Source organism: Blastococcus sp. PRF04-17, from assembly GCF_023016265.1.
Classification (GTDB): domain Bacteria; phylum Actinomycetota; class Actinomycetes; order Mycobacteriales; family Geodermatophilaceae; genus Blastococcus_B.
In genome coordinates this window covers 1,772,726-1,796,192 of the sequence record NZ_CP095412.1, presented here as the reverse complement: position 1 = coordinate 1,796,192, position 23,467 = coordinate 1,772,726, and the positions used below count along the sequence as shown (strand labels likewise).

The following is a 23,467-nucleotide window of genomic DNA, read 5'->3' as shown; positions in this document are numbered from 1 at the left end:
TCCTGAGCGGCCCTCATCGTCCGGCTTGCCCCCCCGATCTGCCCCCAGTCACCGTCCGGGCGGGACCGGGCGGGTGGTCGTCGCCCAGCGGCTCAGAGCGTCGACCGACGTCGGTTGGTCGGCCGCTGCGGCCAACTGCACGACGTCACCGACGACCCATACGGCCGGCGGGCGGACCGACTCCTCGCGCATCGTCGTCCCCAGGTCCGCCAGGGTCGTCCGGACCGAGCGCTCCCCGCCGGTCGTTCCCTCGACCACGACAGCGACGGGGGTGTCCGGCCTGCGGCCGTGCCGGATGAGCGCGGCGGCGATCGCCGGCGCCGTCTCCACCCCCATGAGGACGACGACGGTGCCGCGCAGCCTGCCGATCGCGCACCAGTCGACGAGCGACTGGGGGTGGTCCGGGGGTAGGTGCCCGGAGACCACGACGAAGTCGTGAGTGAGGCCGCGGTGGGTCACCGGGATCCCGGCCACCCCGGGGACCCCGACCGCGCTGGTGACGCCGGGGACGACCTCGACCGGGACGTCGGCGGCCGCGCACGCGAGCAGCTCCTCCATACCGCGGCCGAACACGAACGGGTCGCCGCCCTTGAGGCGCACGACCATCTCGCCCGCGCGGGCGTGCGACACCAGCAGCTCGTTGATCTCCTCCTGCGGCATCGCCCGTCCGCGCGGCAGCTTCGACGCGTCCACGACCTCCACGTCGTGGCGCAGCCCGGCCAGGAGCGACCGGGGGCCCAGGTGGTCGACGACCACGACGTCGGCCTGCGCGAGCGCCTGCCTGCCGCGCACGGTGATCAAGCCGGGGTCACCCGGCCCACCCCCGACCAGGACGACCCGGCCGCGCCGGCCGTCGTGCGGTACCGGTTCCTCGGCGACGGCCAGGGCGGCGCAGGCGCTGGAGGCGCCTGGGTCGTCGGCACGGCTGCAGAACATCCGGTCACGTTCGGCGTCGGCGGCGACGGCCTCGTCCGTCGCCGGGTCCTCGGTCGCCGCCACGGCGTACCAGGCGGACGCCAGATCCCCGGAGGCGTAGCGGCGCCGGGTCCACGACAGCGCCCCGGAGCCGGCGAGCGCCTCGAGCGCGGGTACGACCGTGGGGCTGACGACAGTGACGACCGCGCCGGCATCCAGCAGGCCGACGACGGCCCGGTAGGCGTCGGCACCTCCGCCGGCGACGACCACCTGCCGGTCCTGGAGCCGGAGGCCGACCGGGTGCAGGGGAGCGGACGGACGGGGGAGCGAGATGGTGGTCATGGCACCTCCTCGGGAGTCGGGACGGGTGAAAGGACGGCGGCCAGGTCGGAGGCGAAGGCGGAGGAGACCTCGGGTCGTCGCACGGCGACCCGGAGGTGGTCCGCGGTCAGGCCGGGGAAGGTGTCCCCGCGCCGCACCGCCCAGCCCCGCCGCCGCAGCTGGGCGCGCACCCGCGCCCCGCCGGGGACGCGGAGCAGCACGAAGGAGGAGCGGGGACTCCCCTCCACGACCACGGAGGGCGGCAGGCTCCCGATGAGCGCCGCTCGCCACCGGTCGACGTCCCGCGCCACCGCCTCGGCCTCGGCGCGCGCAGCGGCCGTGCTGCAGGCGACGAGCGCGGCGAGCGCGGGCGTGGACACCGGCCAGTGCGGCTGGGCGGCGGCCAGGCGCGCCACCAGCGGTGCTGGACCCAGCGCATAGCCCACCCGGAGACCGGCCAGTCCCCAGGTCTTGGTCAGGCTGCGCACGACGAGCAGGCCGGGGATTTCCCGTCGGGCTGCCACCGAGCCGGGTTCTCCGGGCACCGTGTCGGCGAAGGCCTCGTCGACCACGAGCACCCGCCCCGGTCGGGCCAGGTCGGCGATGTCGGCGGTCGGGTGGAGCACGGACGTCGGGTTCGTCGGGTTGCCGAGCACGACGAGGTCGGCCTCCTCGGGCACCGCGGACAGGTCGAGCCGCCAGCCGTCCTCGGCACGCAGCTGCACGCGGGTCACGGGGTGCCCGGCCGCCTGCAGCGCCGCCTCCGGCTCGGTGAACGACGGGTGGACGACAGCGGCGAGCCGGGGGCGCAGGGCCCGGGCGACGAGGACGAAGACCTCGGCCGCGCCGGCTGCGAGGAGCACCTCCTCGACGGGGCGGCCGTGGGCGGCGGCGACCGCCGCCCGGGCCGGCGCGGGATCCGGGTACGCCGCCGCGGCGTCGATCGAGGCGTGCAGCACGGTGCGCAGCCACGCCGGCGGCGCGTCGGCGCGGACGTTGACGGCGAGGTCGACCAGGCCGGGGGCCAGCTCCGCGTCGCCGTGGTGGTGGAGATCGGTCATCAGCCGACCACCAGGGCCACGGTGACCCGGCCGAGCACCGTCTTGGGCACCATGAGCGAGCCGCCGTCCACCAATGCCGCGGCCTCGGCCACGGAGGCGGTGCCGACGGCGGCCGCGACCCGCGCCGACGGCGTCGGGACCGGCACCGCGGCCAGCACGGCGGCGGGGTGGCCGACGAGCCGCCAGCCCCGGTGCGCCGCCGCTTCGCGGATGCCCGCCTCCAGTAGCCGCGTGTCGAGGGTCGACAGGCGCACGGAGGTCGCGCCGGCGGGCAGCACCGCGTCCACCGCGGCCAGCACCTCCGCCGCACTCACCCCGCTGGACGTCCCGACGCCCACGGTGATCACGGGCGCACCGCCGGTGCCGAGGGCAGCGCCGCCAGCAGGTCGTCCGTGGTGCGCGGGAGCGCGCCGGGCGGCAGCAGGCCCAGCTCGCGCAGCCGGGCTCCGACCGTCAGCGCCCACGGCCGGTCCAGCCGCGCGCGGCCGAGCAGCGCCGTGTCCGCCAGCACCTCGTCCGGCCGGCCCTGGACGACGGCCCGGTCCACCACCACGGCGACCTCGTCCGCCCACCGCAACGCGAGGTCGACGTCGTGGGTGCTCATGACCACGGTGCTGTCGTGCTCCTGCAACCGGGCCAGCGCCGCCAGCGTCTCGGTGACAGCGGAGGGATCGAGTCCCGCGGTCGGCTCGTCCAGCAGCAGCACGCAGGGGCGCATGGCGACGGCACCCGCGATCGCCACCCGCTTGCGCTCGCCGTAGGACAGCTGGTGGGTGGGCCGCGCCGACAGGGGGTCGAGGGCGAGCAGGTGCAGCGCCTCGGCCACCCGGGCCCGCACCGCCTCGTCGTCCAGACCCAGGTTGAGGGGGCCGAACGAGACGTCCTGCGCGACGGAGGCGCTGAACAGCTGGTCGTCGGGATCCTGCAGGACCAGCTGCACGGTCTGGCGGTGCGTGCGCAGCCCGGAGCGGGAGTACGCCACGGAAACCCCGTCGACGGTGACCGTCCCGGCTGTCGGGCGCAGCGCGCCGGACAGGCAGCGCAGCAGCGTCGTCTTGCCCGAGCCGTTGGCGCCCAGCAGGGCGAGCCGCCGGCCGGCGGGCACGGTCAGGGAGGCGCCGTCGAGCACACGGCTGCCCGACCCGTAGCCGGCGACCAGCCCGGCGGCGGCCAGCGCGCGGTGACTCATGCCAGCACCAGCGTGGCCGCGACGATGCCGGCGATCCCGGCACCCGAGGCGGCGAGGAAGGCGGCGGAGGAGGGCAGCGTCTCGGGCAGCACGCGCAGACCCGTCTCGAGGCCCCGGCCGGCCAGCCCGTCCTGCATCCGGCGGGCCCGGTCCCAGGAGCGGATGAGGACGGCGGCGGCCAGCGCGCCGGAGGACCGGTAGGAGCGGCGCAGCGAGGAGTAGCCCATCCGGGAGGCCTGCGCCTCGCGGATGGTGCGCAGGCTGTCCAGCAGCACGAACAGCAGCCGGTAGACGACCGCGGCGACCTCGACGACGGCGGCCGGCACCCGGGCGCGGCGCAGTGCCGGGAGCAGGTCCGACATCGGCGTCGTCGTCGCCAGCAGCAGCACGGCCGCGCCTCCGGCCAGCGCGTGCCCCACCAGGGAGCCGGCGGTGGTCGCGGCGTCCGGCGCCCAGCCCAGGCGGCCGCCGTCCACCGTGACGACGGCGGTGAACGCACCGATCGCGACGAAGGCCAGCGGCCAGCGCACCGCGCGGGCGAAGGTGCGGGTGGGCACCCGCGCGGGGCCGAGCGCGAGCACGACCGCCACGACGCCGACCAGTGCACTGCCGGGCCAGGCCGGCAGCACGAGGGCGGTGACGACCAGCCCGCCGCAGAGCAGCAGCTTGTCGCCGGGCGCGCGCCGCCGCCAGGCGCTGGCCCACGCCGCGTCGTCGACGGCCAGGCCGGTCACCGCTCGCCGGCTCCCGCGGCCGCCGGCGGGGTCCTCCGCCGGCCGCGCAGCCGCCGAGGACGTAGCCCAGGACGCCGCCGCCGAGGGCGGCCTGCAGCGCGAACAGGCCCGACTCGACCTCGCCGGTCGGGCTGGACAGCGGGTCGACCCAGGGGGTGTGGCCCGACGCCTCCAGTTCCTCGGTGACCGCGGCGTCGGTGCCGCCGTACTCCGACGTGCCGCCGTCGAGCAGTAGGGGGACGGCGAAGAGGGCGACGACGGCGAGGACGAGGAGCCCGGTGACGAGCGTGCGGCGGATCATGCGGCACCTCCGGCGGGAACGGCGGGAGCGGGCTGGAGGACGCCGAGCCGCTCGAGCTCGGGTCGCGCGTTGACGGTGAGGACGCGGAACAGCAGGACGCCCAGGAGCCCCTCGCCGACGGCCAGCGGGATCTGGGTGACCGCGAAGACGCCGAGGAACTTCAGCAGCGCGCCCGCCAGGCCGCTCTCCGCGTCCGGGAAGGCCAGCGCGAGCTGGAGCGACGTGGTGACGTAGGTGGCGAGGTCGGCCAGGGCGACGCCGGCGAAGACGGCCGGCAGCAGCCCCGCGCCCGCCCCGCGGACGAGGCGGTAGGCGCCGTACCCGGCCCAGGGACCGACCACGGCGAAGGCGAACGCGTTCGCGCCCAGCGTGGTCAGGCCGCCGTGCGCCAGCAGCAGGGCCTGGAACAGCAGCACGACGGTGCCGAGGAGCGCCATCACCGGTGGTCGGAACAGGATGGCGCCGGGGCCGGTGCCGGTCGGGTGACTGGAGCTGCCCGTGACCGAGGGCAGCTTGATGGCGCTCAGCACGAAGGTGAAGGCTCCGGCCGCGCCGAGCAGCAGCGTCGACTCCGGGTTCTCCCGCACCTCCTTCACGACGGCCCTCGCGCCGTGCACGACGAACGGGGCGGCGGCGACCGTCCACCCGACCGCGTGCCCCACCGGCAGGAAACCTTCAGCGATGTGCACGGGCGTTCTCCGATCGACGGGCGGAGGAGGTGACGAGGCGCTGGGCCAGCTGGGGGCTGCCGGCCCAGTTCAGGTGCAGGTAGGAGGCGTGCACAGAGCCGGCCACGAAGCCCTCGGGTCCGGCCGCCGACCACCGCCACGCGGCGTCGGGACCGGCGGCCGGCGCGGCGTGCGTCCGGTGGAACTCGTGGCCGCGGACGCGGGTGCCGGCCGAAGCGAGCACCGAGTCGCTGACGGCCTCGGCGGCGCGGTAGCCGAGGGTGAGCCGGGGCGACATCGCCGTCGCCACGTCGAGCACCCCGCACATGGGCAGGCCGTCGAGCTCGCGGGCGAGGTAGAGCAGCCCGGCGCACTCCGCGGCGACGGGAGCGCCCCGGGCCGCGAGGGCCGCGACGTCGGCGCGCAGCGTCTCGTTGGCCGACAGCTCGGCGGCGTGCACCTCGGGGAAGCCGCCGCCCACGACGAGCCCCGCGGTGCCGGGTGGCAGGGCCTCGTCGCGCAGCGGGTCGACGGCGACGACCTCCGCGCCCGCGGCCTCGAGCAGCTCGGCGTTCTCCGCGTAGCCGAAGGTGAAGGCCGGTCCGCCGGCGACCGCGATCCGGGGCCGGGCGGATGTGGCCGCGACCTCCAGCGCCGGGTCCCAGGGACGGGCGTCGAGGGGAGGAGCGGACCTCGCCAGGGTGAGCACGGCGTCGAGGTCGACGGCGGCGGCCACGACCTCGCCCAGCCTGCGGACCGTCGCCAGCGCGGCGTCCGACCGCTCGGCCGCCGGGATCAGGCCGAGGTGCCGCGACGGGGTGTGCAGCTCCGCCATCCGGCGCACGGCACCGAGCACGGGCACGCCGGCGGCGCCGAGCGCCTCGCGGAGGATGGCCTCGTGCCGGTCGGTGCCGACCCGGTTGAGCACGACGCCACCGAGCCGCACGTCGGGGGAGAAGGTCGCGAACCCGTGGACGAGCGCGGCCACCGACCGCGCCTGGGACGAGGCGTCGACGACGAGGACGACCGGTGCCCGCAGCAGCCCGGCGACGTGCGCGGTGGAGGCGAAACCGGGCTCGACCGACGGGTGGGTCGCGCCGTCGAACAGCCCCATGACGCCTTCGACGATTGCGATGTCGGCCGGCCGCGGGTGCAGGGCCCCCCGGAGGAAGAGCGGGCCTATCCGGTCCTCGCCGACCAGCCACGGGTCCAGGTTGCGGCCGGGCCGGCCGGCCGCCAGGCCGTGGTAGCCGGGGTCGATGTAGTCGGGGCCGACCTTGTGCGGCGCGACGGCGAGCCCGCGGGCGGTGAGGGCGGCGATCAGCCCCGTGGCCACCGACGTCTTGCCCGCGTTGCTGCTCGGGGCCGCCACCACCAGCCGGGGCACCGTCACCACTCGATGCCTCGCTGACCCTTCTGGCCCGCGTCCATGGGGTGCTTGACCTTCGTCATCTCGACCACCAGGTCCGCCGCCTCCACCAGCGCCGGGTGCGCGGTGCGGCCGGTGATCACCACGTGCTGGGTGCCGGTGCGCGCGGTCAGCGTCGCCACGACGTCGTCCACGTCGACCCAGCCCCACGTCATGGGGTAGGTGAACTCGTCGAGGACGTAGAACCGGTGCGCCTCGGCGGCCAGGTCCCGCTTGATCTGCGCCCAGCCCTCGGCGGCGTCGGCGGCGTGGTCGGTCTCGGTGCCCTGCCGGCGCGACCAGCTCCAGCCGCTGCCCATCTTGTGCCAGACGACCGGCCCGCCCTCACCGGTCTGCTCGTGCAGCCGGCCGAGCGCGGTCAGCGCGTTCTCCTCGCCGACCTTCCACTTGGCGCTCTTGACGAACTGGTAGACCGCGACCGGCCAGCCCTGGTTCCAGGCGCGCATGGCCATGCCGAACGCGGCGGTCGACTTGCCCTTCATCTCGCCGGTGTGGACCACCAGCAGCGGCCGGTTGCGCCGCTGCTTCGTGGTGAGCCCGTCCTGCGGGTCGACCGCGACCTGTCCCCGGGGCATCAGGCGGCCCTGGCGCTGCGGACGGTCTCGGCCAGGGCGTCAGCGGCCAGCTCCTCCAGCCGCAGGGTCTCGCCGCCGAGCGCCGTCCCGAGCGCTCCCGCCAGCCCCAACCGGACCGGGCCCGACTCGCAGTCGACGACGACCGCGGCCGTGCCGCTGGCCGCCAGCAGCGCCGCGGCGGCGAGGGCCTCGGCGAGCGAGGCACCGCACCGCGCGCCGGTGGCGCGGCCGTCGGTGACCACGACGAGCAGCGGCCGGCGCTGCGGGTCGCGGATCCGTTCCAGCCGGAGGACGTCGTGCGCCTTGAGCAACCCCGCGGCCAGCGGCGTCCGCCCACCCGTGGGTAGCTCGGTCAGCCGGGCGGCGGCCGCCTCCACCGACCAGGTGGGCGGGAGCGCGACCTCGGCCGCGGCGCCGCGGAAGGTGACCATGCCGACCTTGTCGCGGCGCTGGTAGGCGTCCAGGAGCAGGGACAGGACGGCGCCCTTGACGGCGGCCATCCGTGCCCGCGAGCCCATCGAGCCGCTGGCGTCGACCGCGAACAGGACGAGGTTGCCCTCGCGACCCTCCACGGTGGCCTGGCGCAGGTCCTCGCGGGCGATCCGCAGGCCCGGGCCGCTGCGCCCGCGCGCTCGCTGGTGCGGCGCCGCGGCGAGCACGGTGGCGGGGAGGTGCAGCTTCGTGACGGTGCCGGCCGGTCGGGTGGAGCCGACGACCCGGCCGCGCTCGGAGCGGGCGCGCGACCGACGGCCGGCCGCGCCCGCGCCGATGCCGGGGACCTCCAGCCGCCGGGCGCGGAACGGGTCGGACGGCGCGACGGCGGCTCGCTCGGGCACCGGTGCGGCCGCGGTGGACCCACCGCCCTCGCCCCGCGGCGCCGTCGTCGCCCCGCCGTCGTCAGGGACTTCCGGTGCAGGAGGTTCCTCGTCGTCGTTCCCGGCGGAGGCGTCCCGGTCGGTCGGCGGAGGCGGGCCCTTGCCGACCCCCGGTCCGTCGCCGTCCGGCTGGGGGTCGTCGTCGGGGCGGCTGTCGGACAGCGCCTGCTCCAGCGTCTCCTCGTCCAGTCCCGGGGCGTCGAACGGGTTGCGCCGGCGGCGGTGGGGGAGGGCCAGCCGGGCGGCCACCCGCACGTCGTCCTCGGTCACCTCGTCGCGGCCGGACCAGGCGGCGTGCGCGATCGCGGCGCGGGCGGTGACCAGGTCGGCGCGCAGGCCGTCGACGTCGAAGGCGGCGCACACGGCGGTCACCTGCCGCAGCGCGGCGTCGGAGAGGACGACGTGCGGCAGCCGGGCGCGGGCATCGGCGATCCGCGCGGCCAGCGCGGACTCCTCGCCCGACCAGGCGGCGCCGAAGCCCGCGGGATCGGCGTCCGAGGCGAACCGCCGGCGGACCACCTCCGCGCGCTCGGCCGGATCGCGGGGCGCGGCCACCTCGACGGTCAGCCCGAAGCGGTCGAGCAGCTGCGGCCGCAGCTCGCCCTCCTCCGGGTTCATCGTGCCGACCAGCAGGAAGCGGGCGGCGTGCCGGACCGACACGCCCTCCCGCTCCACGTAGGCGGTGCCCATCGCCGCGGCGTCCAGCAGCAGGTCGACCAGGTGGTCGTGCAGCAGGTTGACCTCGTCGACGTAGAGCACGCCGCGGTGGGCGGCGGCCAGCAGGCCGGGCTCGAACGCCTTCACGCCCTCGGTGAGCGCGCGCTCCAGGTCCAGCGAGCCGACGACCCGGTCCTCCGAGGCGCCCACGGGCAGCTCGACCAGCCGCGCCGGGCGGACCGGGCCACCGGCCGTGGGCTCGTGCGGCCCGTCGGGGCAGCCTGGGTCGGGCGCGGCGGGGTCGCACGCGAAACGGCAGCCGGGAACGACGGCGACCGGCGGCAGGACCGCGGCCAGCGCACGGACCGTCGTCGACTTCGCCGTGCCCTTCTCCCCGCGCACCAGCACGCCGCCGACGGCAGGGGAGACGGCGTTGAGCAGAAGGGCCAGCCGCATGTCGTCCATGCCGACGACGGCGCTGAAGGGGTAGGTCATGCGCGGAAACGGCGCACGGGTCACGCGTCCTCTCCCCGGGTGTCCACGCCCGGAGGTGTCAGGAGCGCGACGGCGGGAGTTCCTGACTCACCGGCTGGGCCGGCTCACAGTGGCGGGACCGCGCCGGAATCTCACCGGGCTTCCTCCACTGCCGTCGCGTGTGGCTGGGTCATGGAACCACACGCGGTCGCCGGGCCGACAGCCCCGGTCAGCCGGCGCCGGACCCCGGGGGCAGCGGCGGCAGGCCTGCGGGGGTGCCCGTCTCGATCAGCCGCCACAGCGCCGCGGCGTCGGTGTGCTCCTCGACGAGGTCCCCGAGCCGGTCCAGACGGGCCTCGCGCACGGCGGCGAAGTCGGTGTCCGGGGCCGGTACGAACCGACGGCCGGTGGTGGCGGCCACGTCCCGGAGGAACGCTCGCCGGAAGCCGTCGTTCTCCAGCGCGCCGTGCCAGGTGGTGCCGGCGACCGACCCGGCGCGGGCGCCGTCCAGGAACGGCTCGGCGCCGTCGTCGACGGCGACGATCCCGTGATGGATCTCGTAGCCGCGTACCGGGTGCCCGAGCGCCGCGCCCGAGGGGCGGCCGAGGGTCTTCTCCGGGGCGAAGCGGACGTCGGTGGGCAGCAGCCCGAGCCCGTCGACCGTGCCGGCCCGGGACTCGACGTGATCGGTGATCGTGCGTGCCAGCATCTGGTGCCCGCCGCAGATGCCGAGGACCGGGCCGCCCGCGGCGGCGTGCCGGCGCACCGCGTCGGCCAGGCCGGTCTCGCGGAGCCAGGCGAGGTCGGCGACCGTCGACCGGGTGCCCGGGAGCACCACCAGGTCGGCGTCGGCGACCTCCTCGGCCCGCGTGACGTAGCGGACCAGGACGCCGGGCTCGGCGGCGAGGGCGTCGAGGTCGGTGAAGTTCGACAGCCGGGGGAGCCGGGCGACCGCGACGCGGAGCACGTCCTCGCCGTGCGGCGGCCCGGTGAGGGTGCCGCCGGTGGGGACGCCGAGCGAGTCCTCGACGTCCAGCTCCAGGCGGGCGAGCCAGGGCAGCACGCCGAGGGTGGGCCGGCCGGTGAGCCGCTCGAGCTCGACCAGCCCGCGCTCGAGCAGGCGGACGTCGCCACGGAACTTGTTGACCAGGAAGCCGGCGACCAGGCGCTGGTCGGCCGGCGGCATCAGCGCGACCGTGCCGTACAGCGCCGGGAACAGGCCGCCGCGGTCGATGTCGCCGACGATCAGCACGGGCAGCCCCGCGGCGGTGGCCAGGCCCATGTTGGCGATGTCGTCGGCGCGCAGGTTGATCTCGGTGGGGGAGCCGGCGCCCTCGCAGACCACGACGTCGAAGCGGGCGCGTAGGTCGGCCAGGCTGCTGAGCACCTGCTCGAGCAGCGCGGCCTTCATCGGCCGGTAGGACAGGGCGGTCACGTCGGCGACCGGCCGGCCGAGGACGACGACCTGGCTGGAGTTGTCGCCGCCCGGCTGAGCAGCACCGGGTTCATCGCCGCCTCGGGCTCCACCCGCGCGGCGGCCGCCTGCATCACCTGCGCCCGGCCGATCTCGGCGCCGTCGCGGGTGACCATCGAGTTGTTGCTCATGTTCTGCGCCTTGAACGGCGCCACCGAGACGCCTTGGCGCACCAGCCACCGGCAGATGCCCGCGGTGACGACCGACTTGCCGGCGTCCGACGTCGTGCCGGCGACCAGCAGGGCGCCGCTCACGAGCGGGCCCGCATCAGCCGGGCGGCCACCGCGAGCACCGCGGCGCCGAGCAGCCACACCGTCCGGGAGAGCTGGACGGCCGCGCCGATGTCGCGGGGCTCGGGCGGCCGACCGGACCCCAGGGTCGGGCGGACCTCCACCCGGGAGCCGTAGACGTTGCGCCCGCCCAGCCGGACGCCGAGCGCGCCGGCCGTCGCCGCCTCGCAGCGACCGGAGTTCGGGCTGGGATGGGCGGCGCCGTCCCGGAACCAGGTGCGCAGGGCTCCGGCCGCCGAGCCGCCGCTGAGCGGCGCGCTCGCGACCGTGAGCGCCGCGGTCAGCCGGGCCGGCAGCCAGTTGGCGACGTCGTCGAGGCGGGCCGCCGCCCATCCGAAGCGTTCGTACCGCGGTGACCGGTGGCCGACCATGGCGTCGAGGGTGTTCACGGCGCGGTACCCGAGCAGCCCCGGCAGGCCGGCGACGGCGCCCCAGAACAGCGGGGCCACGGCGGCGTCGCAGGTGTTCTCCGCGACCGACTCGACGGTCGCCCGGGCCAGCCCGTCCACCCCGAGGGTGCTCGGGTCGCGGCCGGCCAGCGCAGGCAGCGCCGCCCGGCCGGCCGCCACGTCGCCGGCGTCCAGCGCGCTCCGCATGCGGCCGGCGGCCCGGCCGAGCGAGGTGCCGCCGAGCACCGCCCAGGTGGCCGCGGCGGTGGCGGCCGACCGGGCCACCGGGCGCTGCCGCGTGGCCCGGTCCACCAGCACACCGAGCCCGGCGGTCGTGCCGACCAACCCGAAGGCGTAGCCGCTGCCGACCGCCCGGGAATCCCGCCAGACCGCCCGCTCGAGCGCCGCGGCCACCGTGCCGAACCCGGTCACCGGGTGGCCACGCCTCGGGTCGGCCAGCAGCAGGTCGGCGGCGGCGCCCAGCGCCAGGCCGGTCGCGATCGAGGTGTCCATCGCCGCCCATCGTGTCAACCGGCTCCGGCGGGCCGTGCCTAGGATCGCCCGTCGTGCGTGCTGACGACCGGGATCCGACCGCGCCGGTGACCGTCGTGGGCATCGGCGCCGACGGGTGGGGCGGCCTGTCGCCGGCCGCCCGCCGCGCGGTTGAGGAGGCCGACGTGCTGCGCGGCAGCGCCCGCCAGCTGGGCCTCGTGCCCGGGTACGTGCCCGCCCGGCGCCTGCCGTGGCCGTCGCCCATGGGCCCCGCTCTCGCCACGCTGCCCGAGGACTTCGGGGGCTCGCGCGTCGTCGTCCTGGCCAGCGGCGACCCGATGCTCTCCGGAGTCGGCGCCTCCCTCGTGCGGCTGCACGGGCCGGGCGCGGTGCGCGTTCTCCCGCACCCCTCGTCGGTCAGCCTGGCCTGCGCGCGGCTGGGCTGGGCGGTCCAGGAGACCGCCGTCGTGACGGTCGTCGGCCGCGCGCTGGAGCTGGTGGCCCAGCACGTCACGCCCGGCCGGCGGCTGCTCGTGCTCGGCTCCGACGGCCGTACGCCGGCCGCGGTCGCCGCGCTGTGCGCCCGACTGGGGTACGGCGCCAGCCGGGTCACCGCGCTGGCCCAGCTCGGCGGGCCCGCGGAGCACGCGCTGACCGGCCCGGCGGCGGAGTGGCCGCACTGGGTGGTCGACCCGCTGGTCGTGACCGCCGTCGAGGCCGTCGCCGATCCCGGCACGGTGCCGCTGCCGACCGTGCCGGGTCTGCCCGACGCCGCGTTCGAGGACGACGGCCAGCTGACCAAGCGCGAGGTCCGCGCGGTCACCCTGGCCCGGCTCGTCCCGCTGCCCGGTCAGCTGCTCTGGGACGTCGGGGCAGGCGCCGGCTCGATCGGCATCGAGTGGATGCGCACCCATCCCTCCTGCCGTGCGGTCGCCGTCGAGTCGCACCCCGACCGGGCCGCCCGCATCACGCGCAACGCCGCCCACCTCGGGGTCCCGGGGCTGCAGGTGGTCGAGGGACGGGCGCCGGAGGCACTGGCCGGGCTGCCGGCCCCCGACGCGGTGTTCGTCGGCGGCGGGGCGACGACGCCGTCGCTGCTGGAGGCCTGCTGGGCGGCGCTGCCGGCCGGCGGGCGACTCGTGGTCAACGCGGTCACGGTCGAGAGCGAGGCGGTGCTGGCCGGCTGGTTCACCCGGGTCGGCGGGGAGCTGGTACGGATCGCCGTCCAGCGCGCGGAGCCGGTCGGCTCGTACTCCGGCTGGAAGGCCGCGATGCCGGTCACGATCTTCTCCGTGGTTCGGTAGCCCCATGACCGTGCACTTCATCGGAGCCGGCCCAGGCGCGCCGGACCTGGTCACCGTCCGGGCCGCCCGGATCATCGCCACCGCGCCGGTCTGCCTGTACGCCGGCGCGCTGGTCCCGCGCGAGCTGCTGGAGACCGCGCCGCCCGGCGCCCGGCTGGTCGACACCGCCGATCTCGACCTCGACCAGATCACCGCGGAGCTGCTGGCCGCCCACGAGGCGGGGCTGGACGTCGCCCGGCTGCACTCCGGTGACCCGTGCGTCTACAGCGCGATGGCCGAGCAGATGCGCCGGCTGGACGCGCTCGGCGTGCCCTACGACGTCGTCCCCGGCGTGCCGGCCTTCGCCGCCGCCGCGGCGTCGCTCAAGCGCGAGCTGACCGTGCCGGGCGTCGGCCAGACGGTCATCCTGACCCGGACGTCGGCTCGCTCCACGCCGATGCCGCCGGGGGAGGACCTCGCCACGCTCGGCGCCTCGCGCGCGACGCTGGTGCTGCATCTGGCGGTGCAGCGGATGACCGAGCTGGTGCCCGAGCTGCTGCCCCACTACGGCGCCGACTGCCCGGTCGCGGTCGTCGCGCGGGCGAGCCGGGACGACGAGCTGGTGCTGCGCGGCACCCTCGCCGACATCGCGGAGCAGGTGGAGTCGGCCGGGGTGAAGCGGACCGCCGTCGTGATCGTGGGTGCCGTGCTGACCGCGGGCCAGTTCCCCGACAGCCACCTGTACTCGACGACCCGATGCCGCTGACCGACCGGTCAGCCGGCGCGACCGACGACGGTGCCGCCGCGGTCGATGACCACGACGTCCACCTCGACCGGCGCGCCGCGCAGGACGCCGAGGGCGGTGTCCCGGGCACCGGCGGCGACCAGGTCGCCGAGCGGCAGGCCGGCGGTCGAGCACTGCTGCAGCGCGTCGAGGGCGGTGTTCGCCGCCCGGACGCCGTCCACCAGTCCCGTGGAGCCGCCGGCGTCCCGCACCATGGCGGCGAGCGACTCGGTGGACACCTGCGAGCGGCCGGAGTGCAGGTCGAGGTGCCCGTCGGCGAGCTTGGCCAGCTTGCCGATGCCGCCGGCCACCGTCAACCGCGGGACGGGGTGGCGGCGCAGGTACTTGAGGACCGCGCCGGCGAAGTCCCCCATGTCGAGCAGCGCGTCCTCGGGCAGGCCGTAGAGCTCGGTGACCACTCGCTCGCTGGTCGAGCCGGTGCACCCGGCCACGTGCTCGCGACCGGCCGCCCGGGCCACGTCGATGCCGCGGCGGATCGAGTCGATCCACGACGAGCACGAGTAGGGGACGACGACCCCCGTGGTGCCCAGGATGGACAGGCCGCCGAGGATGCCCAGGCGCGGGTTCCAGGTGCGCCGTGCGAGTTCCTCGCCGTGTTCGACCGAGATCTCGACGACGACGTCGCCGGTGCCCCCGTGCCGCGCGGCGACCGCGGCGACGTGCTCGCGGATGAACTGCCGGGGCATCGGGTTGATCGCCGGCTCGCCGACCGGCAGCGGCAGGCCCGGCTTCGTCACCGTGCCGACGCCCTGCCCGGCGCGGAAGGTGACCCCGGTGCCGGGATCGCCGGGCGTCACCCGGGCCGAGACGAGCGCCCCGTGCGTGACGTCGGGGTCGTCGCCCGCGTCCTTGACCACCCCGGCGCTCGCGGCGTCGGCCTCCATCGCCTCCGTGGCCAGCGCGAAGGACGGGTGCCTGTCGTTGGGCAGGTCGATCCGGACGGGGTCGGGGAACTCGCCGGTGAGCAGCGCGGTGTAGGCGGCGGTGGTGGCGGCGGTCGCGCAGGCGCCCGTCGTCCACCCGTAGCGCAGCCCCGTGGTGCCGTCCCGACTCACGCGATCAGCATGCCCGGCCGGTGCGCGTGACCGGCCGGGTGCTGGTGCTGGGCGGCACCGCGGAGGCCCGGCGGCTGGCCAGGGCGCTGCTCGCCGGGGGGTCGACGTGCTCAGCTCGCTGGCCGGCCGGGTCGCCGATCCGGTCCTGCCACCGGGCGACGTGCGCGTCGGCGGCTTCGGCGGCGCCGAGGGGCTGATCGGCTGGCTGCGGAACAACCCGGTGCGGACCGTGGTCGACGCGACGCACCCGTTCGCGCAGGTCATCAGCACGTCGGCGGCGCGGGCGGCCGAGGTCACCGGCGTCCCGCTGCTGCGCCTGCAGCGCCCGGGGTGGGGGGCGCAGCCAGGGGACGACTGGCGCTGGGTCGGCTCGCTCGAGGAGGCCGCCGACGCCGTCGCGGGGCTCGGGTGCGTCTTCCTCACCACCGGGCGCACCGGCCTGGCCGCCTTCGCCGGGCTGACCGAGCGGGTGGTGGTCCGCTCCGTCGACCCGCCCGGGCCGCCGCTGCCGGCGCGCACCACCGTCGTGCTCGAGCGCGGCCCGTTCAGCCTCGACGACGAGCTGTCGCTGATGCGCGGGCACGCGGTCGACGTCGTCGTCACCAAGGACTCCGGCGGGCACCTGACCGAGGCCAAGCTGATCGCGGCCCGCGCGCTCGGGCTGCCGGTCGTGCTGGTCCGGCGCCCGCCGCCGCCGCCCGGGGTGCCCACCGTCGCGACGGTCGACGAGGCGCTGGCCTGGGTGCGGGCTCAGACGGAATAGGTCCGCGGCGTCCAGACGGCGCCGCCGGCGCCCACCCGGGTGCGCGACGAGCCGATGATCAGCAGGCAGCGCATGTCGACGGTCTCGGGGTCCAGGTCGCCCAGCGTCGTCACGGTGAGCTGCTCCTCGGGCCCGCCGACGTCCCGGCCCACGACGACCACGGTGTCCGGGGACCGCACCTCCAGGAGCGCCTGCCGTGCCTCACCGAGCTGGTGCGGGCGGTGCCGGGACCGGGGGTTGTAGAGGGCGATCACCAGGTCGGCCGCGGCCGCGTGGCGGAGCCGGTCGACCACGACGTCCCAGGGCTTGAGGACGTCGGACAGCGACAGCACGCAGAAGTCGTGCCCCAGCGGCGCCCCCACCCGTGACGCGACGGCCTGGGCGGCGGTGAGCCCCGGCACGATGCGCACCGGGACGTCCACGAACCCCGGTCGCTCGGCCACCTCGAGCACCGCGGCGGCCATGGCGAAGACGCCGGGGTCACCGCTGGAGACCACGGCCACCCGCCGTCCCGATCGGGCGAGCTCCAGCGCGTGGGCGGCCCGCTCGGCCTCCACCCGGTTGTCGGTCGGGAACCGCTCCTGGCGCGGGTTGGCCGGCACCCGGTCCAGGTAGGGCCCGTAGCCGATGAGCACCTCGGCGGTGGCCAGCGCGTCGGCCGCCTCGGGGGTCGTCCAATGGCGCCCGCCGGGGCCGAGTCCCACGACGACGACCTCGCCGGCGGCCGCCCCGTCGTCGGCCGACCGGTCCGCGACGGGCAGATCGCCGGTGAGGGGGCTGGGCAGGAGGGCGAGCGAGAAGTAGGGGACGCTCGCCGGGTCGACGTCCGCCAGGGGCGCCGTGCGCTGCCGGTCGGTCGTCGCCCGCTCGACGTAGAGAGCGCGGTCGAGGACGCCGGCGCGGTCGAAGGCCTCGCGCACCTGGGGGAACGTGCGGCCGAGCTTCATCACCGCGGCCGAGTCGGTCGACGCCAGCCGCTCGGCGAGCTCGTCGGCGGGCAGGGTACCGGGGAGGACGGTGAGCACCTCGTCCCGCTCGACCAGCGGGCGGCCGACGGCCGCGGCGGCCCCGCTGACGCTGGTCACGCCGGGGACGACCTCGGTCGGGTACCGGTGCGCCAGCCGCTTGTGCATGTGCATGTACGAGCCGTAGAAGAACGGGTCGCCCTCGGCCAGCACGACGACGTCGCGCCCTGCGTCGAGGTGCGCGGCCAGCCGCGCCGCCGCGGCCTCGTAGAACTCGTCGATGGCGCCCTGGTAGCCACCGGGGTGGTCGGTGGTCTCGGTGGTCACCGGGTAGACCAGCAGCTCCTCGACCTGGCCCTCGCGCAGGTACGGCTCGGCGATCCCGCGCGCGACCGACCGGCCGTGCCGGGCGGCGTGGAAGGCGACGACGTCGGCGGCAGCGATGAGCCGAGCGGCCTTGACCGTGACCAGTTCAGGGTCGCCCGGGCCCAGTCCGACGCCGTAGAGACGGCCGGTCATTCGACCTCGCTCGCGATCGCGTTCACGGCAGCGGCGGTGATGGCGCTGCCGCCGCGGCGACCGCGGACCACGAGGAAGTCGAAATTCGAGGCGGCGAGGGCGTCCTTGGACTCGGCGGCCCCGATGAACCCGACCGGGATGCCGAGGACGGCGGCCGGCCGGGGAGCCCCGGCCGCGACCATCTCCAACAGGTGGAAGAGCGCGGTGGGGGCGTTGCCGATGGCCACGACGGCACCGTCGAGCCGGTCCCGCCACAGCTCCAGCGCGGCGGCGGTGCGCGTGGTGCCGAGCTGGGCCGCGAGCCCCGGGGTGCGCGGGTCGTTCAGCGTGCAGACGACGTCGTTGTCCTTCGGCAACCGCCGGCGGGTGATCCCGGAGGCGACCATCTCGGCGTCGCAGAGCACCGGTGCCCCGGCGTCCAGGGCCGCGCGGGCGCGCTGGACCACGGCGGGGGAGAAGGCCAGGTCGTCGACCAGGTCCACCTGCCCGCAGGCGTGGATCATGCGCACCGCGACCCGGGCGACGTCCCCGGGCAGGGCGCCGAGATCGGCCTCGGCCCGGATGGTGGCGAACGACTGCCGGTAGATCTCGGCGCCGTCCTTCTCGTACTCGTACCTCTGCTCGAACATCGGCGAGGAGGCTACGTGCCGCTCCCGATCCGGTATCCCTGGCCGGTGGCGACCACGTCGACGACCGCTCCGGACGGGCGGCCGCAGCGGCGCCCGCAGCCGGCCCAGTGCTGGCGAGCCCCGGCCGCGGGCAGAGCCCCGGCGGCCACCGCCCTCGACGCGTCGGCCCGCACGTCGGCCAGCGACCTGGCGCAGCCGGGCAGACCCGCGCACGCGGTGACCCGCAGCCAGGCGCTGCGGGGATCGAGGACCAGGCGCGCCGCGGTCAGCTCGGCCGCGGCTGCGGCATCGGCCAGGTCCGGCACGACGACGCTGCGCCACGGCGTCACCTGGAGGTCGGTCGGCGCCGTCGCGGCGAGGAGGTCGGCCTGTGTCGCGGTCAGCCGGCCGAGCGGGACGACGGCGACCAGTGCGGTGCGCCCGTCGGACTGCGCGACGGCGCCCGCGGGCCCGGTCACCGGGGACGGCGGCACGGGGACGGGTTCGGCGCGCTGCCCGCCCAGCGCACCGGCGATCCGCGCGCCCCCGGCGGACAACTCGGCCAGGCGCCAGGCCGTGCCGCCCTGGCGCGCGCGCTCGTCGAGGAACGCGCGCGTGGCGGCGAGGGCGAGCCCGACGGCGTCCTGCGGTACCGCACGCAGCCCCGTGTCGGCCCCGGCGAGGAGCAGCGCCACGGTGCCGGCGTCGAGGGCCAGCAGGCCGACGTCCGCGCCCAACCCCGCGACGTCGCCGCGGCCGTCGTCGAAGGCCGCGAGGTACCGGCCGGGCAGCAACGCCAGCCGGGGGTCGGCGCGCAGTTCCGCGTCGAAGGCCGGCACCCAGGGCCGCACGTCGAGCAGCCCGCCGCCCGGCCGCTCAGGACGCTCGCGAGGAGGTTGCGCGCGGTTTCGTGGGTGGCACTCGGCAGCAGGCCCGCCGCGGCCAGCCGGTCGCCGAGCTCGGGCTCGGACCCAGGCCGCAGTCCGCGGAGCTGGACGTTCCCCCGGCTGGTCAGCTCCAGGGCGCCGTCGCCGAGGTCGCGCGCGGCGGCGGCGAGCACCCGCAGCTGGGCGGCGGTGAGCGTGCCCCCGGGCACCCGGACCCGCGCCAGCGCGCCGTCGGCGGCGGCGTGCGTCTGGAGGGCGCCCGGGCAGGCGTCGGCGCGGTCGCGGGGCTGCGGGGCGGCGGTCATGGCGGCACCGAGGCTACGTCCGGCCGCGTGCCGCGCAGGTGCGGCGCCGGCGCGTGGTTCAGTGGTGGGACGCCCTCACCCAGGAGATCCATGTCCCGCCGCGCCGCCCTGCTCGCCGTCCCGACCGCCCTGGTCCTCGCCCTCACCGCCTGCGGGGACGAGACTGCCGAGGGCGGCGCCGCCGCCCCGACGTCCCAGGCGTGCGAGACGCGGGCGGAGACGGCGGACGCCCCGGACGAGGTCTCGACGGACATGTCCGAGAAGCCGGAGGTGCCGGCCACCGACGCCGCGCCGCCGTGCGGTCTGCAGGTCAGCGATGTCGTCGTCGGGGACGGCGCCGAGGCCGTCCAGGGCACCGCCGTCGCGGTCAAGTACGTCGGCGCCTTCTACGAGACCGGCGAGGAGTTCGACTCGTCGTGGAGCCGGGGCGCCGACGAGACGCTGCCGGTGAGGGTCGGGGCGGGTCAGGTCATCCCGGGCTTCGAGCAGGCGATCACCGGCATGCAGGTCGGCGGCCGGCGGATGGTGACCATCCCCAGCGAGCTGGGTTACGGCCCGACCGGCCAGGGGCCGATCCCCGGGGACGCCACGCTCGTCTTCGTCCTCGACCTGGTCGAGGTCGCCTGACGCCGGTGGCCCGGACGGGGCCCGGTAGCGTCGGCGTCCATCACGGCAGTCAGCGAGGAAGTCGGTGCGAGTCCGACGCGGTCCCGCCACTGTGAGCCCGGGCGACCGGGTCAGCCAGACACTCCGGCTGCCGTGCCCGACGACCCGGGGCGCGGACCCCGAGTGAGGAACGCGCCGTGAGCGACCTTGCCTTCACCCTGCTGTCCACCAGCGACACCGACCTGCTGTCCGCCCGGGCCTCGGGCGCCGGCTGGCGGCTGGGCAACCCCGCCCGCCTCGATGCCGCTGCGATGGCCGCCCTCGTCGAGGGCAGCCCGCTGGTCGTCGTCCGGATCCTGGGCGTCCGGCGGCAGTACGAGGAGATGCTGGCGCCGCTGCTCGCCGGTCCCGCGCCGGTCGTCGTCCTCGGTGGGGAACAGGTGCCCGACGCCGAGCTGATGGAGCTGTCCACCGTTCCCATGGGCGTGGCCACGGAAGCGCACGGCTACCTGGCGCAGGGCGGGCCGGAGAACCTCGTCCAGCTCCGCCGATTCCTGTCCGACACCGTGCTGCTGACCGGCGAGGGGTTCGAGCCGCCGTCGGTCGCACCCGACTGGGGCGTGCTGGAGCGGGGGTGCCGGCGAGCGGTCCCACCGTCGCCGTCCTGTACTACCGGGCGCACCACCTCGCCGGGAACACCGCCTTCGTCGAGGCGCTGTGCAGCGCGATCGAGGACGCGGGCGGGCAGGCGCTGCCGGTCTTCACCTCCTCCCTGCGCTCGGTCGACCCCGAGCTGCTCGCGACGCTGAAGGGCGCCGACGCCCTGGTGGTCACCGTGCTGGCGGCCGGCGGCTCCCGGCCGGCGACCGCGCAGGCGGGCGGGGACGACGGCGCCTGGGACGTCGGCGCGCTCGCCGAGCTCGACGTCCCGGTGATCCAGGGCCTGTGCCTCACCCGCTCCCGCGACGAGTGGCTCGCCGACGACGACGGGCTGTCCCCACTCGACGTCGGCAACCAGGTCGCGATCCCCGAGTTCGACGGCCGGTTGATCAGCGTGCCGTTCTCGTTCAAGGAGACCGACGCCGACGGGTTGACGCACTACGTCGCGGACGCCGAGCGCGCCGCGCGCGTGGCCGGCACCGCCGTCGCGCACGCCCGCCTGCGGCACACCCCGCCGGCCGAGCGCCGGATCGTGGTGATGCTCTCGGCGTACCCGACCAAGCACGCCCGCATCGGCAACGCCGTCGGCCTGGACACCCCGGCGTCCGTGGTCCGCTTGCTGGCCGCGATGCAGGGGCAGGGTTACGACATCGGGCCCTTCGACGGCCCCGGCGCGCTGCCCGGCGTCGCCCAGCTGGACGGCGACGCCCTGGTCCACGCCCTCATCGCCGCGGGCGGGCAGGACGCCGACTGGCTCACCGAGGAGCAGCTGGCGGGCAACCCGGTGCGCATCCCGGCCGCGCGCTACCGCGCCTTCTTCGACACGCTGCCCGAGGACCTCCGCGACGCGATGGTGGAGCACTGGGGGCAGCCGCCGGGCACGCTGTTCGTGGACGGCGACGACATCGTGTTCGCAGCTCTCCGCGCCGGCCACGTCGTCGTCATGGTGCAGCCGCCGCGCGGCTTCGGCGAGAACCCGATCGCGATCTACCACGACCCCGACCTGCCGCCGTCGCACCACTACCTGGCCGCCTACTGGTGGCTGCGGTCGGAGTTCGGCGCGCACGCGCTGGTGCACGTCGGCAAGCACGGCAACATGGAGTGGCTGCCCGGCAAGACCGTCGGGCTGAGCGCCTCCTGCGGGCCGGACGCCGCGATCGGCGACCTGCCGCTGGTCTACCCGTTCCTCGTCAACGACCCGGGCGAGGGCTCGCAGGCCAAGCGCCGGGCGCACGCCACGCTCGTCGACCACATGGTCCCGCCCATGGCGCGGGCCGACACCTACGGCGACATCGCGCGCCTGGAGCAGCTGCTCGACGAGCACGCCAACGTCGCCGCGATGGACCCGGCGAAGCTGCCGGCCGTCCGCGCGCAGATCTGGACGCTGCTGCAGGCCGCCAAGCTCGAGCACGACCTGGGGTTGAACGAGCGGCCGGAGGACGACCACTTCGACGAGATGATCCTGCACGTCGACGGGTGGCTGTGCGAGATCAAGGACTCGCAGATCCGCGACGGCCTGCACGTGCTCGGCGCACCTCCCGTCGGCCAGGATCGGGTCGACCTGGTGCTCGCCATGCTCCGTGCCCGCCAGATCTGGGGCGGCTCGGTGGCACTGCCCGGGTTGCGCGAGGCGCTCGGGCTGGCCGAGGACGGCACCGCCGGGCTGCACGCCACGGACGCCGTCGAGGCGCAGGCGCAGGCGCTGGTCGAGAGCATGGAGCAGCGCGACTGGACCACCGGAGCGGTGGACGAGGTCGTGCGGGACGTCCTGGGCAGGGACGACGAGCAGGTCGCCGCCGTCCTGCGCTTCGCCGTCGAAGAGGTGCTGCCGCGCCTGGCCCGGACCACCGACGAGCTCGACGCCACCCTGCACGCCCTGGAGGGCGGCTACGTGCCCGCTGGGCCGTCGGGCTCGCCGCTGCGCGGGCTGGTCAACGTGCTGCCGACCGGCCGGAACTTCTACTCCGTCGACCCGCGCGCCGTGCCCTCGCGGTTGGCCTGGGAGACCGGGCAGGCGCTCGCCGAGTCGCTGGTCGAGCGCTACTGCGCCGACACGGGGGAGTACCCGCGGTCGGTCGGGCTGTCGGTCTGGGGGACGTCGGCCATGCGCACCTCCGGGGACGACGTCGCCGAGGTGCTCGCACTCCTCGGCGTCCGCCCCGTCTGGGACGACGCCTCCCGCCGGGTGACGGCGCTGGAGCCGGTGCCGCTCGACGAGCTGGGCCGGCCGCGGATCGACGTCACCGTGCGGATCAGCGGCTTCTTCCGGGACGCCTTCCCGCACGTGGTCACCATGCTCGACGACGCCGTGACCCTGGCCGCCTCGCTCGACGAGCCGGACGAGCAGAACTTCGTGCGGGCGCACGTGGAGGCCGACGTCGCCACGCACGGGGACCGGCGGCGGGCCACCACCCGGGTGTTCGGCTCGAAGCCCGGCGCCTACGGGGCGGGGCTGCTGTCGCTGATCGACTCCCGCGACTGGCGGGGCGACGCCGACCTCGCCGAGGTCTACGCGGTGTGGGGCGGCTACGCCTACGGCCGGGACCTCGACGGCGTGCAGGCGCGGCCCGACATGGAGACGGCGTACCGGCGGATCGCCGTCGCGGCCAAGAACGTGGACACCCGCGAGCACGACATCGCCGACTCCGACGACTACTTCCAGTACCACGGCGGGATGGTGGCCACGGTCCGCGCGCTCACCGGCGCCGAGCCGGCGGCCTACATCGGCGACTCGACCCGCCCGGAGTCCGTGCGCACCCGCTCGCTGACCGAGGAGACCGCGCGGGTGTTCCGGGCCCGGGTGGTCAACCCGAAGTGGCTCGCGGCGATGCGCCGGCACGGCTACAAGGGCGCGTTCGAGCTGGCCGCCACCGTCGACTACCTGTTCGGCTACGACGCCACGACGGGCGTGGTCGCCGACTGGATGTACGAAAAGTTGGCCCAGACCTACGTGCTCGATCCCGAGAACCGCGAGTTCATGGAGACGTCGAACCCGTGGGCGCTGCACGGCATCGCCGAACGGCTGCTGGAGGCCGCCGACCGGAAGATGTGGGCCGAGCCCGACCCGGCCCTGCTGGCCGAGCTCCAGCAGGCCTACCTCGACACCGAGGGCGACCTGGAGGGCAGCGGCGCGCCGGTCCAGTGAACGAGCCGGGAGGAAGGGGCGG

General features: G+C 76.4%; 21 protein-coding genes, 2 pseudogenes and 2 riboswitches. Of the genes and pseudogenes, 5 read left to right on the top strand and 18 right to left on the bottom strand.

Annotated elements, in window-relative coordinates:
• Window positions 1-48: 48 nt before the first annotated feature.
• The 13 genes and pseudogenes from cobA to MVA48_RS09045 all read right to left on the bottom strand — a co-directional run bounded on the left by cobA (window position 49) and on the right by MVA48_RS09045 (window position 11,865).
• Window positions 49-1,257, bottom strand: coding sequence for a uroporphyrinogen-III C-methyltransferase (gene cobA / locus MVA48_RS09105; RefSeq protein WP_246988031.1), 1,209 nt, complete (start codon window positions 1,255-1,257; stop codon window positions 49-51).
• A complete protein-coding gene (cobC, locus tag MVA48_RS09100; RefSeq protein ID WP_246988029.1) occupies window positions 1,254-2,297 on the bottom strand; it encodes an Rv2231c family pyridoxal phosphate-dependent protein CobC in 1,044 nt (347 codons plus the stop codon). Before cobC ends, cobA begins: the two co-directional genes overlap by 4 nt.
• Complete coding sequence (locus MVA48_RS09095) at window positions 2,297-2,644, bottom strand: cobalamin biosynthesis protein (RefSeq protein WP_246988027.1); 348 nt, start codon at window positions 2,642-2,644, stop codon at window positions 2,297-2,299. The genes cobC and MVA48_RS09095 overlap by 1 nt, the downstream gene beginning before the upstream one ends.
• The gene (locus MVA48_RS09090) at window positions 2,641-3,486 is read right to left on the bottom strand and encodes an energy-coupling factor ABC transporter ATP-binding protein (RefSeq protein ID WP_246989139.1); all 846 of its coding nucleotides are present in this window, start codon (window positions 3,484-3,486) and stop codon (window positions 2,641-2,643) included. The genes MVA48_RS09095 and MVA48_RS09090 overlap by 4 nt, the downstream gene beginning before the upstream one ends.
• Window positions 3,483-4,220: a cobalt ECF transporter T component CbiQ gene (gene cbiQ / locus MVA48_RS09085; protein ID WP_246988025.1), complete on the bottom strand. Its 738-nt coding sequence runs from the start codon at window positions 4,218-4,220 to the stop codon at window positions 3,483-3,485. Before cbiQ ends, MVA48_RS09090 begins: the two co-directional genes overlap by 4 nt.
• A 145-nt stretch (window positions 4,221-4,365) precedes the next feature.
• Window positions 4,366-4,521: pseudogene (locus tag MVA48_RS09080) on the bottom strand (energy-coupling factor ABC transporter substrate-binding protein); the annotation flags it as partial.
• The gene (locus tag MVA48_RS09075; protein WP_246988023.1) at window positions 4,518-5,210 is read right to left on the bottom strand and encodes an energy-coupling factor ABC transporter permease; all 693 of its coding nucleotides are present in this window, start codon (window positions 5,208-5,210) and stop codon (window positions 4,518-4,520) included. The pseudogene MVA48_RS09080 and the gene MVA48_RS09075, both read right to left, overlap by 4 nt.
• A complete protein-coding gene (locus MVA48_RS09070; protein WP_246988021.1) occupies window positions 5,197-6,582 on the bottom strand; it encodes a cobyrinate a,c-diamide synthase in 1,386 nt (461 codons plus the stop codon). Before MVA48_RS09070 ends, MVA48_RS09075 begins: the two co-directional genes overlap by 14 nt.
• Entirely contained in the window at window positions 6,579-7,193 is a 615-nt protein-coding gene (cobO, locus tag MVA48_RS09065) for a cob(I)yrinic acid a,c-diamide adenosyltransferase (protein WP_246988019.1), read from the bottom strand. Before cobO ends, MVA48_RS09070 begins: the two co-directional genes overlap by 4 nt.
• Window positions 7,193-9,220 carry a putative cobaltochelatase gene (locus tag MVA48_RS09060; protein WP_246988017.1) on the bottom strand — a complete coding sequence of 676 codons (2,028 nt, stop codon included), beginning with the start codon at window positions 9,218-9,220 and terminating at the stop codon, window positions 7,193-7,195. The genes cobO and MVA48_RS09060 overlap by 1 nt, the downstream gene beginning before the upstream one ends.
• 65 nt (window positions 9,221-9,285) lie before the next feature.
• Window positions 9,286-9,379: riboswitch (adenosylcobalamin (AdoCbl) riboswitch) on the bottom strand.
• A 49-nt stretch (window positions 9,380-9,428) separates the two neighbouring features.
• The gene (locus MVA48_RS09055) at window positions 9,429-10,634 is read right to left on the bottom strand and encodes a cobyric acid synthase (protein WP_246988015.1); all 1,206 of its coding nucleotides are present in this window, start codon (window positions 10,632-10,634) and stop codon (window positions 9,429-9,431) included.
• Complete coding sequence (locus MVA48_RS09050) at window positions 10,631-10,927, bottom strand: nucleotide-binding protein (RefSeq protein WP_246988012.1); 297 nt, start codon at window positions 10,925-10,927, stop codon at window positions 10,631-10,633. The genes MVA48_RS09055 and MVA48_RS09050 overlap by 4 nt, the downstream gene beginning before the upstream one ends.
• Window positions 10,924-11,865 (bottom strand): cobalamin biosynthesis protein, encoded by a 942-nt coding sequence (locus tag MVA48_RS09045; protein WP_246988010.1) that lies wholly within the window; start codon window positions 11,863-11,865, stop codon window positions 10,924-10,926. The genes MVA48_RS09050 and MVA48_RS09045 overlap by 4 nt, the downstream gene beginning before the upstream one ends.
• Before the next feature lie 53 nt (window positions 11,866-11,918).
• Between MVA48_RS09045 and cbiE the strand changes: the two genes are divergently transcribed.
• Together cbiE and cobM are read left to right on the top strand one after the other, a co-directional pair.
• Complete coding sequence (gene cbiE, locus MVA48_RS09040; protein WP_246988008.1) at window positions 11,919-13,148, top strand: precorrin-6y C5,15-methyltransferase (decarboxylating) subunit CbiE; 1,230 nt, start codon at window positions 11,919-11,921, stop codon at window positions 13,146-13,148.
• A 4-nt stretch (window positions 13,149-13,152) separates the two neighbouring features.
• A complete protein-coding gene (cobM, locus tag MVA48_RS09035; RefSeq protein WP_246988006.1) occupies window positions 13,153-13,893 on the top strand; it encodes a precorrin-4 C(11)-methyltransferase in 741 nt (246 codons plus the stop codon).
• Between the two features lie 8 nt (window positions 13,894-13,901).
• Here the strand turns inward: cobM and MVA48_RS09030 are convergent, their stop codons facing one another.
• A complete protein-coding gene (locus MVA48_RS09030; protein ID WP_246988004.1) occupies window positions 13,902-14,987 on the bottom strand; it encodes a cobalt-precorrin-5B (C(1))-methyltransferase in 1,086 nt (361 codons plus the stop codon).
• A 106-nt stretch (window positions 14,988-15,093) separates the two neighbouring features.
• On the opposite strand from MVA48_RS09030, the gene MVA48_RS09025 reads away from it, so the two are divergent.
• Window positions 15,094-15,750 carry a cobalt-precorrin-6A reductase gene (locus MVA48_RS09025; protein ID WP_246988002.1) on the top strand — a complete coding sequence of 219 codons (657 nt, stop codon included), beginning with the start codon at window positions 15,094-15,096 and terminating at the stop codon, window positions 15,748-15,750.
• Here MVA48_RS09025 and MVA48_RS09020 read toward each other — a convergent pair.
• From MVA48_RS09020 to MVA48_RS09005, 4 genes and pseudogenes are all read right to left on the bottom strand, one after another.
• On the bottom strand, window positions 15,738-17,234 hold the full coding sequence (locus MVA48_RS09020; RefSeq protein ID WP_246988000.1) for a precorrin-2 C(20)-methyltransferase: 1,497 nt from the start codon (window positions 17,232-17,234) through the stop codon (window positions 15,738-15,740). The genes MVA48_RS09025 and MVA48_RS09020 overlap by 13 nt on opposite strands.
• Window positions 17,231-17,863: a precorrin-8X methylmutase gene (locus MVA48_RS09015; RefSeq protein WP_246987998.1), complete on the bottom strand. Its 633-nt coding sequence runs from the start codon at window positions 17,861-17,863 to the stop codon at window positions 17,231-17,233. The genes MVA48_RS09020 and MVA48_RS09015 overlap by 4 nt, the downstream gene beginning before the upstream one ends.
• A gap of 11 nt (window positions 17,864-17,874) precedes the next feature.
• The gene (locus tag MVA48_RS09010; RefSeq protein WP_246989393.1) at window positions 17,875-18,693 is read right to left on the bottom strand and encodes a precorrin-3B synthase; all 819 of its coding nucleotides are present in this window, start codon (window positions 18,691-18,693) and stop codon (window positions 17,875-17,877) included.
• 143 nt (window positions 18,694-18,836) lie between these two features.
• A pseudogene (locus MVA48_RS09005) lies at window positions 18,837-19,034 on the bottom strand (precorrin-3B synthase); the annotation flags it as partial.
• A 90-nt stretch (window positions 19,035-19,124) separates the two neighbouring features.
• Between MVA48_RS09005 and MVA48_RS09000 the strand changes: the two are divergent.
• Together MVA48_RS09000 and cobN are read left to right on the top strand one after the other, a co-directional pair.
• On the top strand, window positions 19,125-19,661 hold the full coding sequence (locus MVA48_RS09000) for an FKBP-type peptidyl-prolyl cis-trans isomerase (RefSeq protein ID WP_371821203.1): 537 nt from the start codon (window positions 19,125-19,127) through the stop codon (window positions 19,659-19,661).
• 54 nt (window positions 19,662-19,715) lie between these two features.
• Window positions 19,716-19,785: riboswitch (cobalamin riboswitch) on the top strand.
• Window positions 19,786-20,274: 489 nt separating this feature from the next.
• A complete protein-coding gene (gene cobN / locus MVA48_RS08995) occupies window positions 20,275-23,445 on the top strand; it encodes a cobaltochelatase subunit CobN (protein WP_246987996.1) in 3,171 nt (1,056 codons plus the stop codon).
• Window positions 23,446-23,467: the final 22 nt, after the last annotated feature.